The 14,975-nt window shown below is 60.6% G+C and carries 9 protein-coding genes; 5 read left to right on the top strand and 4 right to left on the bottom strand.

Annotation, left to right across the window (positions count from 1 at the left end):
• Positions 1–61 precede the first annotated feature (61 nt).
• Both JS528_RS07420 and JS528_RS07415 read right to left on the bottom strand, forming a co-directional pair.
• Complete coding sequence (locus JS528_RS07420) at positions 62–718, bottom strand: RloB family protein (protein WP_214358451.1); 657 nt, start codon at positions 716–718, stop codon at positions 62–64.
• A complete protein-coding gene (locus JS528_RS07415) occupies positions 715–2,037 on the bottom strand; it encodes an AAA family ATPase (RefSeq protein WP_214358450.1) in 1,323 nt (440 codons plus the stop codon). The genes JS528_RS07420 and JS528_RS07415 overlap by 4 nt, the downstream gene beginning before the upstream one ends.
• 1,616 nt (positions 2,038–3,653) lie before the next feature.
• Here JS528_RS07415 and JS528_RS07410 point away from each other — a divergent pair.
• Positions 3,654–5,462, top strand: a complete 1,809-nt coding sequence (locus JS528_RS07410; protein WP_214358449.1) for an ABC transporter ATP-binding protein — start codon at positions 3,654–3,656, stop codon at positions 5,460–5,462.
• Here the strand turns inward: JS528_RS07410 and JS528_RS07405 are convergent.
• Positions 5,449–6,678 carry an ATP-binding protein gene (locus tag JS528_RS07405; RefSeq protein ID WP_240541396.1) on the bottom strand — a complete coding sequence of 410 codons (1,230 nt, stop codon included), beginning with the start codon at positions 6,676–6,678 and terminating at the stop codon, positions 5,449–5,451. The genes JS528_RS07410 and JS528_RS07405 overlap by 14 nt on opposite strands.
• Positions 6,679–7,917: 1,239 nt before the next feature.
• Here JS528_RS07405 and JS528_RS07400 point away from each other — a divergent pair.
• Both JS528_RS07400 and JS528_RS07395 read left to right on the top strand, forming a co-directional pair.
• The gene (locus tag JS528_RS07400) at positions 7,918–9,336 is read left to right on the top strand and encodes an ATP-binding protein (RefSeq protein ID WP_214358448.1); all 1,419 of its coding nucleotides are present in this window, start codon (positions 7,918–7,920) and stop codon (positions 9,334–9,336) included.
• Positions 9,337–9,543: 207 nt separating this feature from the next.
• Complete coding sequence (locus JS528_RS07395; RefSeq protein WP_214358447.1) at positions 9,544–11,154, top strand: sugar transferase; 1,611 nt, start codon at positions 9,544–9,546, stop codon at positions 11,152–11,154.
• 105 nt (positions 11,155–11,259) lie between these two features.
• Here the strand turns inward: JS528_RS07395 and JS528_RS07390 are convergent, their stop codons facing one another.
• Positions 11,260–12,903, bottom strand: a complete 1,644-nt coding sequence (locus JS528_RS07390; protein WP_214358446.1) for an RNA-binding domain-containing protein — start codon at positions 12,901–12,903, stop codon at positions 11,260–11,262.
• 351 nt (positions 12,904–13,254) lie between these two features.
• Here JS528_RS07390 and JS528_RS07385 point away from each other — a divergent pair, with 351 nt between their 5' ends.
• Together JS528_RS07385 and cps2T are read left to right on the top strand one after the other, a co-directional pair.
• Positions 13,255–13,527, top strand: coding sequence for a ribbon-helix-helix protein, CopG family (locus tag JS528_RS07385; protein WP_214358445.1), 273 nt, complete (start codon positions 13,255–13,257; stop codon positions 13,525–13,527).
• 163 nt (positions 13,528–13,690) lie between these two features.
• Complete coding sequence (cps2T, locus tag JS528_RS07380; protein WP_338069781.1) at positions 13,691–14,905, top strand: beta 1-4 rhamnosyltransferase Cps2T; 1,215 nt, start codon at positions 13,691–13,693, stop codon at positions 14,903–14,905.
• The last annotated feature ends 70 nt before the right edge of the window (positions 14,906–14,975 follow it).

Here is a 14,975-nt window from a genome sequence, read left to right as displayed (position 1 = left end):
AGGCAAGGAGGTTGCAATCACTGCCAAGATCTACCCCATACCCGCACTCCGTGTCTTGCCATTACATGGAATCTGCATTGAGGATTTCGATGACACCCGCCATATCCGTCCACGGGGCGTAGTCCGAGGCCTTCCTTGGAATCAACTGATGTCGTAGTACGGCCTTCTCGCTGGAATTATGTCGATGGGCGTTGCCGATCGCGTCTTGGATGTGGCCCTCTACGAGAGTCAGATTGATGTATTTGTTGCGAGGCCCCGTGGTCACCTGCAGTTTGGCCGCGTATTTTTCCACATCGGCGGTGATGGTATATGACGGAGGACAGGAGCGCACATGATCGATGAGCCATACCTCAAAACATGGGTTGGAGATAACGAGATGCATGCCGCTTCGGGTGCAGGTGCGCTGTGCCTGAGCGTGATCGTGGAAGTCGTCAACATCCACGACCACGAAGACGCAAGCGTATCGATCCCGTGGATCGTCGTTGTCGCGTTCGTCGTCATGCTTCAGTTCCATGGCGTAATCCGCGAGTTGGGCCGGTGCAAGCGTTTTGGATATCACCGTGATGACGACGTCTTTCATGGTCGTTTCCAGATATTCAAAGTACTGGTGCTCGGTGACTTCGCCTCCGCATACGACAAGGTATCGCCTTGCTCTTACGCGATTGGAGCGCCTGGTCTTACGTCCATGAGGTGGGAGCGTGGTCTTCTTTCGGCTCATGCGGCATCGCCTTCCTCGATGATTCTCGCGAAGGCCGTGTGGAAACTGGGTTTCGGAATGGCTCCATAAACACCGTTGAGATAGTTCTTGCCGATGTTCTCCTCTCTGCGAACCTTCAAGTCGGTTACCGGGTAGAGCTCCGAGGATCCGGTCGGGGATTTCTCCACCAGCCAGACCTGATCGGGGGCGATGATACGCTCCTTGCTTCCCGACACATTGATCAACGAGGAATCATGTGTGGTGAAGATGAGTTGTGACCTGTGGGGATTGGTAGCGGGGTCGGTAAATAGCCTGATGAATTCCTCCACCAGCGTCGGGTGCAGACTGGTGTCGATTTCGTCGATCAGCGTCAATGTGGGGTGTAGAAGCTGCCGTAGTGCCAGGGAGAAGAACGATAGCGCCGCGATTGTTCCTTGCGACTCATTACGTTCGTCGAATGTGGCGGTGATTCCATCTCCCGCATGCTCGAACTGCAGTTCGGACGATTCCTGCAGAGGGGAGGAAAACATGCGATCCACCTTTTCTGGATCAGCGCCGAATTGTTGCTGAAGCTGCGTCTTCAACGATTCGCGCATCTCCTCATCGATGATCACGGGGGCGCTTCGTACTGCATCGATGCCAAAGTCGGCATATCGTATCAGCATTGCGAGGTGCTTCGAGAACGACGTCTTGCGCTTGAACTCGCTCAGGATACGTGGCTGTTCGTCGCGATATCCTTGTGCGTCGCAGTAGGTCACTGACGATGCGAAGAAGTCAAAGGCGGGTTGTGTGCATTCGATGCCTGCGGCTGCGGCTGCAGATAGGGCCAGAGCATTCGGACGCAATTCGATGGTCCGTCTTATCTGCGCTCGTGGACCGCGGAACGAGCTGCCGAAACTGATGCCGTTCTCGTCGCGCGAAAATAACTTTGAGGAATGAGAGGATGTTCGGTCGCCGATGGCTTTGAACACCGACAGTTCCTCGTACAAGATAACGTCGTCATTGAATCGGAACCAATACCGGTATCGCTGCCCGTCCTCCGCAATGAATTCCGCGAAAAACGACGATTCCTCTGACCGTCCTTTGGGACTCAGCAGGAATGGATCTCTGGGGATGCTGGTATTGGTATCGCCTTGGCTGTAGCTGGTGCGCACCATGACGGCCATGGACCATAGTGCCCTGAGAAAGTTCGACTTTCCTGATGCGTTCGGTCCGTAGATTGCGGTGATCGTCGACTCGTCGGCGAACGCCCCGCTGCGGAAGCGGGTGTCTCGCGTCATCGAGAAGGCCTGTTCCCCCTTGAAGCTTCTGTAGTTCGAAAAGCTGAAATCGATGAGCATAGCACACTCTTTCGTTTGATTAACGCATCAATCATATCAGAAAATGCGCAAAAAAGAAATTTTCTGCAAAAAATGCGTTTGTATGACTCATTTCAAGAGTGTGGAGACGGTTGTTCGCTCAATGTCCCGTCGGCCCGATACGGTGGGCGGTCCTTGATAATTGACCATTCATCGCGAGCCGCGATGCGACACGAGCAGTTGGGAATGCCGCATGCAACGACACTCACGTTACGAATCCCCGAATTTCGAGATCATCGTCCTGTCCGAGGACGTGAACACCATCCTCATCAGTCATGAAACCGGCACTGGCGAGTGCGAGGACTGGGTGACCGGCAAACCCATCCCTTGTTCGTGACATCAGCATTCGCTGACCGTGACCGGAGAGTCGCGCGTGCGTTCGACCCGCCCGGCCTCTGGGGCCAAGAGGGCTGAGTGTGCCGCTACTCGCGGTTCTCCGTGTGGTACTGCCACATCGCGTAGGCCGTCAGACTCACGCAGATGATGTCCGCCGTGATCGGGTCGATCCTGGCGGAGGCTACGACGAACATCGCCGTCATGTACCCGAGCATCGAGCCGCCGCGCGGCTCCATCCAAGTTGCGCATGAAGCGCTCCGGCCGCGCCGCGTATGTGACGCGGCAACGTCGTCCGGCTTGTGTCGGACGGTCGATTACGCTCGTGTCACAAGGCTTCGAGACGGGAACGTCCTAGTGGCTGTGAGAAAATGCCGGTTGAGACGTGCTAACTTTCCCGATTCCAAGGCGGGTGCGCGGGGATGGCCAATACCGGTGGGTGCTTTCAGGTGCGCCCCTTTCAATAGGTTGAGGGTCCGGCATGGTGAACCCTCAACCTTTGCTCATTCCGAAAGCGCGTGAACTCGCTTGTTACGTGAACGCGCGCCTCGGACCAACCGTTATGCACGGGTGCTCCCGCGGAATTGGCCACCTGGCCACGTTGCTTGGTACTACGCGGGATATCGGGCCTTTCCAGACGATTGTCCCAAATTTTCTTGGTGCGACGCGAGCATTCGGCCTCTTTCCGGGAGCCGTACCAAGACCGCTTGGGACAACGCGGCGCATCCGCCTGGAATCGGGTGATGTGCCAAGCGCCATGATTCGCGGATCCCCGGAATTCCGCCATTCCCCGCGGAAGGATGCCGAAGCGCGATTCGAGGCGGTTGGTACGACGATTCGAAATCACCCGAGCCGTCGAGTTGTACCACCGATCGGCGGATGGGGATATGCCTGTTCCCCGACGCGGGCTCGAAGCTGTTCACGGGATACCGGTCGAGCGTTTGGCCGTTGAGGTTTCCCGATGCGGGCTCGAAGCTATTGAGCCCCGGAGCGACGCCGGATTCAATCGTCCGAAGGGGTACTCGGCTTACCGGGGGTACTTTCGGCGGTCCGCGGATGTCCATCTCGCCTACGAGGGGTACCCATCGTGGGTATAAGCCCCGGGAAACGGCTTGACCACAACGAGACCAAGCCGTTTTCCGGGCGTGATACCCATGTCGAGTACCCCTCGCAAACGAGATGGACATCCGCAGACCCCCGGAAGTACCCCACGCAACGCAGAAAGCGGCTCCCCGCGCATCCGCCCGCCCTGTACGATGGCTGGTATGACTGCGGACACCCCCACCCCTCGCGACGACGCGACCGAACCATCCCCCTCCACCTGGCGCACCTACCGATGGCTGTACGACGTGTTCGGCCGCGCCCTGTGGCTCGTCGTCGCCCTGTGCGTGTTCCAGGCCGCGATGGCCGCGATCGGCGTCGGCTACGCGCTCATGATGCGCGGCGCCATCGACGCCGCCGTCGCCCGCGACGAGCCCGCCTTCATCCGCGAGGCCGCCGTCTTCGCCATCGCGATCGCCGTGCAGATCGCCATCCGCGCCGTCAACGTGCTCGTGGGGGAGTGGTCGCGCAGCTCCATGGACAACCGCATGCGCTCACGCGTCTTCGCCGGCATCCTCGACGCCCCCGTCGCCCGATCCCAGCAGTACCACTCCGGCGAACTCATGAACCGCCTCACCTCCGACGTCACCGTCGTCTCCGGCGCCACCGCGTCGATCGTGCCCAACGCCGTGTCCATGGCGATCCGCATCGTCGGCGTCGTCGCCGTGATGATCGTCCTCGCGCCCGTCCTCACCGCCGTGTTCATCATCGGCGGATGCCTGATGGCCGGCGCCTCCTTCCTCCTGCGCGGCATCCTCAAGCGACTTCACAAGCGCGTGCAGGAGGCCGAGGGCAACGTCCGCTCGTTCATGCAGGAATGCCTCGAATCGCTCCTCGTCATCCAGGCGTTCGGCGTGGGCGGGAAGGTGCGCGCGCTCGCCGACATGCGCATGGCCGACCACCGCCGCGCCCGCATGCGCCGCGTCAAGGTCACGGCCGTGGCCAGCACCGGCCTGTCCAGCGCGATGAACCTCGGCTATCTCGTCGGATTCATCTGGTGCGGATTCGGCATCCTGCACGGGCGGATCAGCTACGGCACGATGATGGCCGTCATCCAGCTGATCGGCCAGATCCAGTCGCCGTTCGCGATGATCGGCGGCATGTTCCCGCGTCACGCCGCCCTCCTCGCCAGCGCCGAACGCCTCATGGCCGTCTGCGGCGACACGGACCCGTCCGCACGATCCCTCGGTCGGTACGCCGCATCGGGCGGGGCGATCGACAGGATGACGGATGCTGCCCCGGACGGCGGCCGGCCGCATCCTCCTACGGGGTCGGTACCGGTGCCCTCCGCCCGCAACCTCTACGCGCGCGCCGACGCGATCCGCTTCGACCACGTCACCTTCACGTACGGCCGCAACCGGGTCCTCGACGACTTCTCCACAGACATCCGAAAGGGCGATTTCGTCGCGATCACCGGCCGCAGCGGCATCGGCAAAAGCACCCTGATGAAGCTGCTGCTCGGCGCCTACCAGCCCCAGTCCGGCCGCCTCGGCGTGGCGGTGGGCGGAACGAGGCCGTCCGCCTCTCTCATCCCCCCGCACGACATCCCGCGCGGATTCTTCGCGTACGTGCCGCAGGGCAACAACCTGATGAGCGGCACCATCCGCGAGGTCGTCGCGTTCTCAGATCCCGACCCGGACCCCGCGTCCATCGACGACGCGCGTGTCGAGGAGGCATGCCGCATCGCCGACGCGTCCGGCTTCATCGAGAACCTTCCGGACAAGTACGACACCCGGCTCGGCGAGCGCGGCGCCGGCCTGTCCGAGGGGCAGATGCAGCGCATCGCCGTCGCCCGCGCGCTCTACAGCCAGGCGCCGGTGCTGCTGCTCGACGAATCGACCTCCGCGCTCGACTCGGCCACCGAGCACGCGATGCTCGAACGCATCCGTGCCCTGCGCGACCGCACCGTCCTCATCGTCACCCACCGCCCTGAGGTCCTCGACTACTGCGACTCCGTCATCACCCTCGGCTAGCGCGGGCGTCCGCCCGGTCGCTCCCATACGCCTGTTCCTCGGAAGGCGAGATACGCCGGATGTATTCTCCCATGCCCGGAACGGTGAATGCGATCAGTCCGCGTTCCGGCGAATACGCCAGGCCGGCCTCGATGAGCCTTTTCCGGGTTCTGGAGAGTTCCGGAGTGGTCTTCCCCGCTTTGTCGGCTATCTCGGAAGAGGAGCATACCTCCTTGCCGAGTTCGGCCATGACCCGCATATACGTACGTTCCGATTGACTGGCGCGCTGCCAGCGTGATTCGTACAGTCCATCATCGATTGAGGCTCGGGCGGTGGCCTCGCCGCGATTCACCGCGGACAGGGGGATGGGCGATGAATCGGATGCTTCGAAGGCGGCGGATCCGTATGCCTGGATGAAATACGGATATCCCTGTGACAATTGAATGAGCCTGTCGAGCGCGTCGTCTTCGAATGTGCTGACGCCCTTCATGGTGTCGATGAAGCACTCCTTCGTCTGAGACTCCGTCAGCCGTCCGATTTTTCTGTATTGGAACAGCCGCTCGGCGTAGGATCGGGATTTGGTGAGGACTCCCGGAAGATTGGGGAGTCCGGCGGCGATGACATAGAACGGCAGGTCGTCCTGCCCCATCGCATGCTGCAGCCCGATAATGGTTCCCATGAGATCGTTCGGCATTTCCTGGAACTCATCGATGAACAGCAGCAGTCCCGAATGCCTCTTCTTGAGCTCCCTGCAGAGTTCCTCGACCATCATCTCGAGTTGCAGCGAATCCGAGGATGCGGGGGCGTCGTCCGCGGTTTTGAGGGAGATGCCAAAAGCGCCAAGCTCGATGGATACGTCATTGACGTGTTTCAGTACGTCCAGCAGTCGCTCCCTCAGGGATTTATTGCGTTCGCGCAGGACAGCTTTGGACAATCCCCCGAGCAGCAGCTCGTAGTCCCGTCGTGCGTCCGACGTCGCTTCCATGCGGACGGCCATCAATCCCTGCGCGAGCGCCATGTCCCTCATCCTGAGCAATAATACGGTTTTTCCGACTCCGCGAAGGCCGCTGCAGATGAGACCGCGATCCGAGTATCCCGCCTTTGTTCGGGCGATGATGCGGTCCATGATCTCCAATTCCGGTTCCCTGCCCGCGAGCTCGCGTGGTTTGCGCCCGGCTCCGGGCATGAACGGATTCAGCGCATGCATCATTGCTGTAGGGTCGTGTTCCGGTTCCAAGGTCTCCTCCCTATTGACTTATGCTAATTTATACACATTTATACCTAAATAGCATTCTTTATGTACATAGGGCTCGACTTTGTGGGTCCGGGCAGCGGTGTTGGGTATGCTGTTGCAGTCAGATGGATGTACGAATCCTTGCCTGATCGTTGTGTGAATTAGGGGGGCGCCTGGGGTTGGTTCTAGTGCTCGTTGCAACACCTGACTTCTCCTCTCGGATCATCAGGTGGTGCAACGATCACTAGAACCAACCCTGGGGCAAGACCTCCGACGAATGCTATCTGGGTGCGATGGGCTGAGCGCGTATCGTGCCGTTCCCGCCGGACGGTGGCGGTTTTCTTTCGCTTGGTCATGTTCTGACGGGAGATGTGCGCCGTCGACCGGCACGAATCTCTCGCTGAGCGAGTTGGCGGGAGATACGTGCCGGATGGTGGCAGATATCTCTCGCTTGGCCTGGCCTCGGTGGGAGATGTGTGCCATCGACTGGCGCGAATCTCTCGCTGATCGGATTCGGCGAGCGATCCATGCCGGTTGGTGGCGGTTTTCTCTCGCTGCCCACGCCCTCGGCGAGAGAAAACCGCCTGTCGATGGCGGATACCTCCCGTTGGCGGTGGAGTGCGAAGGCCTCCGTGGTACTCAGCGGCGTGATGGCCGATTGCTGTGTCGAGTCCCGCGAATCGGTGGTACTCAGTGCATTTGCGGACCGATTCCGCGTTAAGTACCACGTTCCTGCTGCATGTCCGGTTGCGCAAGTCGTATCCGGATTCAAGAATCGTTGGAAAATCAACGATTTGGCATCGTATCAATACCGGCGCCGGGCTCCATCCGGCCTGGTTCGTGGTACTCAGCATCGAAACCGCCTGATTCCATGCTGAGTCCCGCGAATCCGTGGCACTCAATGCGTCGGGCGCCCGATTCCGCGTTAAGTACCACGATTGGGATTGCGGATGTGTGTTGGATGGCCGGTCCGAGATACTCGTGCTGCCCGGATGGCTGCTCGTCACGAGGGAGACGGGCGATTTTCCGAGGCCGGAGGTGCCATCGATACATTGTGCATATCCGCGCTCGGCGAAGATCGATGCCGTCCGGAACGTCCTCGCCATTGGCCACCGGCGAACGGCATGTTTCCGCTTGCATTCACTCATCAGGGTAGTATTAGTGTGTTCTAAAACAACTTACGCATGAACAACTTGTTTTGGAACACATTGTCGGTAAGAGCGTGGAGGAAGGCGGTGCGTCATGGTTTTCGTCGGCAGAGAACATGAGCTGGAGGCACTCGAGCGTCTCCGGTCGCTTGGCACATTCCAGATGGTGGTGATGTACGGGCGTCGCCGCGTGGGCAAGACCGCGCTCATCGCGCGGTTCTGCGAATCGCATCGAACGCTGTGGTTCACGGCGAAGGAACAAAGCGCCACCGCGAATCTGCGTGAATTCTCCAGAAAGACTCTCGAGTTCTTCGGCGAAACCGCCTTCGCCGGAGGCTTCGAGAGCTGGGACTCCGCTCTGGGATTCATCGCAGACAAGGCCGAAGCCGATTCGTCCCATCCGTTCGTGTTCGTGTTCGATGAATTCCCGTACGCTGCCGCAACGGAACCCGCCCTGCCCTCCATCCTGCAGATCGCTATCGATCACCGTTTCAAGAACACCGGCGTCATGATGATCCTGTGCGGCAGTAACGAGGGGTTCATGGAAGGCAAGGTGCTCGGTTACAAGAGCCCCCTGTACGGTCGTCGTACGGCGCAGATCCATCTCAAGCCGTTCGATCTGTTCGATGCGTGCCGGATGATGCCTTCGGACGCCGGCTGGCTGGAGAAGATGGAGTATTACGCCGTGCTCGGCGGCACTCCCTATTATCTGGAGCAGATCGATTCGGCGTTGACGTTCCGGCAGAACATCCAGTTCCGGTGTTTCAGCCAGTCGGGCATTCTCTATGAGGAGCCGATGCTGCTGCTGCGTCAGGAACTGAGGGAACCCTCCTTGTATGGCTCGGTCCTTGACGCTCTGGGAGCCGGGCGGACCAAGCCGAAGGAGATCGGCGAATACGCGGGGGTGGAGCAGAACACCGTCGGCTCGTACCTGCGAACGTTGGAGCATCTGGGATTGGTGGAGCGCTTGGTGCCGTTCGGGGAGGATCCCAAGCACTCGCGCAAGGGATTGTGGAGGCTCAGGGATCCGTTCTTCGCCTATTGGTACAAGTTCGTCAGTCCCGTCACGGCGGCGATCGACATGGGGCTGGGGGCCTCAGCGAGCGCTTCGGGAACCTCCGGGCCGGTGTTCGACACGTATGTGGGTCAGCAGTTCGAGGGCATGTGCCTGCAATGGCTGCTGCGCCAGTGTGCTGCGGGGAGCATCGATTTCATGCCCACGCGGTTCGGCAAATGGTGGGGCAACGACCCCATTGCCCGCGAACAGACCGACATCGACGTGGTGATGGAGGATGCGATTCATCACCGTGTGGCGCTCGGCGAATGCAAATGGCGTGAGCGGTTCAACGAGACCGAGGCCGTCGACAGGCTGAAGGCCCGCTCGCCGTTGATCCGCGTCAAGGGGGAGCGCAGCTACTACCTGTTCACCAAGCATCCGGTGAGCGAGGTCACCAAGGAGAAATTCCTGGGAACGGACCTCCATCTCGTGAACGCCGAAGCCATGATCGAGTGACGGGGATATCGAAACCTCACCCGTCCCGCTCGCGAAACCCCGGGCGTGAACGTTTTCTTCACATTGGGGAACGCTCCCGTATAGTATGACGTCAAGGGGTACCCCCGATTGGAGACCCCGCGAGATGCGAGACGAGACAAGCAGAGAGAACCGCCGCCGAGCAGAGCAGAGCACCAGCGGAAGCGGAAAGAGGAGCGAAAGAGGAGTATGGGTTCGGAATCCTTCACGAACGGAACATCGCCGTCGTCCGCGCCGCGCGCGAACACGCCGCGCACGACCGCGGCCCACCGCACGGACGAGCAGCTGAGCGACATCCGCCAACGTCAGTTGTCGCACGTCATGTATTGGCGGTTCTTCGTCAACCTCGCCCTGATGCTCATCGACGCGGCCATGTTCATCATCGCCGGCGCCACGGTCATCAACCTGTACCACCGCCAGCCGATGCCGCTGTACGCCGACCGGTTCGGCGGCTTCGAATTCGACCTGTCGGCCTACCTCACGCTCGCCGCCCTGATCTTCGTGCTGTGCCTGCACGCGGTGGGCGTCTACCATCGCCACGTGATGGGCGACGGCTACCAGCTCAACTCCCTGCTGTTCATCGGCACGGTCCAGACGTGGGGCGTGCTGTGCGCCGTGTGCTTCGTGTTCGATCTGAGCCTGTACTTCAGCACGCTGTGCCTGATCATGGCCGCGGCCGGCGTCCTTACGCTGCTCGAGCGCATCGTCATGCGCCGCATCATCATCCGCACGCGCGAGAAGGGCGGCTACGCGTACGGCACCGTGGTCGTCGGCTCGCCGGAGGGCATCGCCCGCACGCTCAGGTTCCTCGCGCGCCGCGACCAGCTCAACTACCGTCCGGTGGCCGTCTGCCCGGTCCGTCTCGACGAGCGCACCGGTCTGGTCGAGCCTGACCACGATCTTGCGACGCTGAACGACGTCGTCGACGCCGCGTGGGGCCACACGCTGCCCGTCATCCAGTACGACGACCACACGCTCGCCGAGCGGTTCGTCGACGCGAACGCGCAGACCGTGATGATCTCCGACGTGCTGCGCCGCTTCTCGGACAACTTCAACATCTTCTCCGCGCGCATGGAGACGCTCGGTCTGGAGATCGCGTTCATCGCCTCCGCCGCGGACACCACGAACCACGAGATCCAGGTGCGCTCGATCCAGGGCACGACGATCATCACGCAGCGTCTCGCCCAGTACACGCCCGCCCGCACGATCGTCAAGCGCCTCTTCGACATCGTGGTCTCCTCGATCGCGATCGTTCTGTCGCTGATCATCACGCTGCCGGTCGCCATCGCGATCAAGCTCACCGACGGCGGCCCGGTGTTCTACAAGCAGACCCGCATCGGCCTGCGCGGCAAGCCGTTCGAGATGCTCAAGTTCCGTTCGATGGTGGTCAACGCGGACGCGCTCAAGGCGAAGCTCGCCGCCGAGACCGGCCAGAAGGACCGCTTCATCTTCAAGATGAAGGACGATCCGCGCATCACCAAGGTCGGCCACTTCATCCGCCGCTTCTCGATCGATGAGCTGCCCCAGTTCATCAACGTGTGGCTGGGCGATATGTCCGTGGTGGGGCCGCGTCCGCCGCTGCCGGAGGAGTATGCGCGCTACAACCGTCTGTACGCCACGCGCATGCTGGTCAAGCCGGGCATCACGGGTCCGTGGCAGGTGTCGGGCAGGTCGGACCTGTCGGCCGAGGAGAGCGAGGCGCTGGACGTGGCGTACGTGCAGAGCTGGTCGATCCTGGGCGACATCGTGCTCCTGTTCCGCACCGTCGGCGCCGTCCTGAGCCACAAGGGCGCGTACTGATCGGTTGTCGATTCGGCTTCCGGATTCCTGAAGGGTCTGGCGCTCGTGCGCCGGACCCTTCTCGTTGTTACGGCGGGAGCATCCGATGATTTCATGCGGCGATAATTACTCCACGAAGTATCTCGAGTTCCTGGTGGATCCCCTGTGCTGCACCAATCCATCCGCCAGCATGCGTTTCAGTAGGCGGGAAGCGGTCGCATAGCTCACACCGAGATGTTCGGCCACCTGCGATACCGAGACCTCTCCGCCTGATTCGCGGATATGGTCGAGCGTTTGGCGGACATCACTCCGAAGGGCGAGGGGTTGGGCTCCGGAGGCCGTGCGGTTCCGTGATGTGGCGTCGTGTCCGTCGTCGGCCATCGCATATCCCGTGCCGCGTCTTACGACGGAGCGCGACGAGAGAAGGTCATCCAACGCCATACGTACACGTTCCCGGTCAAGACTGGTTTTTGCGGGAATCTCATCAATATGCAGCTGGCCGTATTGGTTCAGGGCGGCCAGCACGATCAGGCTCTCTGTGGGCAGTGGAGACCGGCGTCGTTCGGTCAATGCATCCAGCAGGCGAATGAAGCGCTCGTCGACCTCGGTTTTGCGGAGGAACAGCACCACTTCGTTCGTCGTCGATTGCGAATAATCCGGCAACGGGCGTCCGGAGGACACGGTCCTTGCGAAGATGCGGTCGATGCCGCGGCCGGTTCGTTCGACGTATCCGCAGCGTTTGAGGATGTCCGCGAGCTGCCGGTTCCTCGGAGTGGGGGAGACCGTGAGCAGGTTGTCGAAGTTGACTCCTCTCACGAATCCCCCGGGATTCGCCACCGTCAATCCCGACTCATCCAATTGGATGCGCACGGGGCCGAGGATGGTGTAGTCGCGGTGGCAGAACGCGTTGACCATTGCCTCGCGGAACGCGTCGCGGTCCACGTCGAAGAAGTTGGCGTGCCTTGATCCCAACATGACTTCCGTTTGCGTGTTCCAAGGAGCCAACAACTCCTCGAGTCGGGCGAACATCGTCACCAGGGGCAGCCGAAGGGTCTTGTCCACCACCGGCGATCCGCCCCGCATGACCTGGAATGTCGCGCTCGCCGTCGGCATCGTCCGTCGCAATGCCTGTTTTTCCCCGATGGTCAATATGCCCGCGACCGTTGGCGTGATGTCGCCGGCCGGAATATTGCGCACCGTCAGTCCCATCGCGCCGTCGAACTCCGCATCGGACAGGGAAAGCAGCTGGTCGTCGGCATGGGTGCGCGCGATTCCCTCCCGGAGCAGGTCGCGGGATGTGGGGTCAAGGTCGTCCAATGACGAATCAGGGGCCGGTTGCCCGCTGTAGTCGTATTGTCCGATGCTGGAGAGTCTCGACATGAACTCGTACGGATACATGGTGACGTTTTCCGGCTCGCCGTTCGCCTTCAGCACCCGATGGAGGACTCGTCCGCCTTTCGTGCACGTCAATTGCGTCGATTCATCCACCGTTATGGAGACGACGCTCTGTCCGTCCGAATCAATGACCGATGATCGAACCTGCGTTGGCGGAACCGTATTGTTGAACACGTATGCGGCCAGCTGATTGATGTTGCGGTGCTGACGGCTCACGCCGGTCACCGTACCGTCATCCTCGATGCCGAGATACAGCGTTCCGCCATGCGTGTTCGCGAGCGCGACCACGTTGTTGATGATTACCGAATCGTCGACGGGGCCGGACCTTTCGCTCTTGAATTCGGTCCGCAGGGATTCCTTTGTCGGCAACTGCATGGTGCGTCTCCAATCTCGCCAATCTTCTCTAATCTTATCATGTGCAGAGATTAATCTCTGCACATGATAAGATTTGCGCAATTTGTCTGTGGGGATTTAGATGTCGCTGACATTCGGATGGATGGTGAGAGTCCGCGGGTGGCTGGTCGTCGAAGGCAGAGAGGAGCGTACCGTCCTGTTGCTGTTTGGCACTAGACGGAACGATGATTTTGCAATACAATTTTGTATTACAAAAATATATGGAGGTTCAACGCATATGGGGAACGTCATCGTCCATCCGTGAGTGCATGAACGTCATCCGGACATCAATGAGGAAGACCATGAAGGAGCTCGGCGCTACAAGGAGGAATCATGAACCGAGAGGAAATCAACAAGCTGTTCGGGGTGACCGATGAGCAACTCGACCGTATGGCCGAAGAATACGAATCCGGAGAGTGGAAGGGCGGCGTGGGACCCGTCGTCCCCGGTCGTCCGCGCATCTACGATGAGGAGTTGGAGACCATCTCGTTCCGGCTGCCCAAGTCCCGTGTGAACGCCATCGACGCCCGTGCCAGGCGCAACGGCGAAACTCGCAGCCAGTTCCTGCGTCAGGCCGTCGACGACGCATTGCTCGCAAACAGGTAGCTCGGGATGATGGTCCATGCCTCGCGATTTCCGGGCGCATCCGCGCTCGCCGACTGGACGGGGCAATGATTCTCGTTACCCCCCTTGCGATATAGTGGTGCCAAGTTTGTTGCGAGGCGCGTTACCCCCTTACGGAAAACGCGAAGCGAGCAGGAGGAAGAGAGTGGAGAAGAGCCTTTCAGCCGATAACGGCGGTTATGTCAGTTTTGGACCGCAGCATGTGTTTATCGTCGGTTCGAAGGGCATTCCGGGCAGTTACGGCGGGTACGAGACGTTCGTGGACCGTCTGACGGAGTACCACGAGGGCGAGAAGGGCCTGAAGTACCATGTGGCGTGCAAGTCGGATTCCGAGTCGGGCGTGTTCTCGTATCACAACGCGCGTTGTTTCCGGGTGAAGGTGCCCCAGATCGGTCCGGCGCAGGCGATCTGGTATGACGTTGCCGCGTTGTCGGCGTGCGTGAAATATATCCGCAGGAACCGTATCCCGCATCCGATCGTGTATGTGCTGGCGTGCCGCATCGGACCGTTCGCGGCGCATTTCGAGCGTGTGATCCACAAGCTTGGGGGCAAGCTGTACGTGAATCCGGACGGGCATGAGTGGATGCGCGCGAAGTGGAGCGCTCCGGTGCGCAAGTATTGGAAGATCTCCGAGCAGATGATGACGAAGCATGCCGATTTGATGGTGTGCGATTCGGTGAACATGGAGAAGTACATCCGCGAGGAGTATGCGGAGTACCGTCCGGAGACGACGTTCATCTCGTATGGTGCGGAGACCCGTCCGAGCCGTCTGGCGGATGATGATCCGAAGCTGCTGGACTGGTTCCGGGAGAAGGGTCTGGCTCCGAAGTCGTATTACCTGGTGGTGGGCCGGTTCGTGCCGGAGAACAACTACGAGACGATGATCCGCGAGTTCATGAGGAGCCGTTCGACGCATGATTTCGCCCTGATCACGAACGTGTCGGAGAAGTTCCTGGAGGAGCTCAGGGAGAAGACTCATTTCGACCGCGATCCGCGCATCAAGTTCGTGGGAACCGTGTACGACAAGGAGCTTCTGATGAAGATCCGCGAGAACGCGTACGCGTATTTCCATGGTCATGAGGTCGGTGGCACGAATCCGAGTCTGTTGGAGGCATTGGGCAGCACGGATCTGAACCTGCTGCTGGGCGTGGGGTTCAACCGCGAGGTCGCCGAGGACGCGGCGTTGTACTGGTCGAAGGAGCCGGGTGATCTGGCGGCTCTGATCGACAGGGCGGATGCGATGGATCCGGAGGAGATCCGGGATCTGGGCGTGAGGGCGAAGGCGCGCATTGCGCAGGCGTACAGCTGGCAGCACATCGCCGACCAGTACAAGCAGCTCTTCCTCAACGGCACGAAATAGAGGGGCGAGACTATGAGAATCCTCGCCATCCATAATTTCCATCGTTCCGGGTCCGCGAGCGGTGATGATC

Source organism: Bifidobacterium santillanense (assembly GCF_018555385.1).
Lineage (GTDB): Bacteria > Actinomycetota > Actinomycetes > Actinomycetales > Bifidobacteriaceae > Bifidobacterium > Bifidobacterium santillanense.
This window is presented reverse-complemented; position numbering and strand designations above follow the sequence as displayed.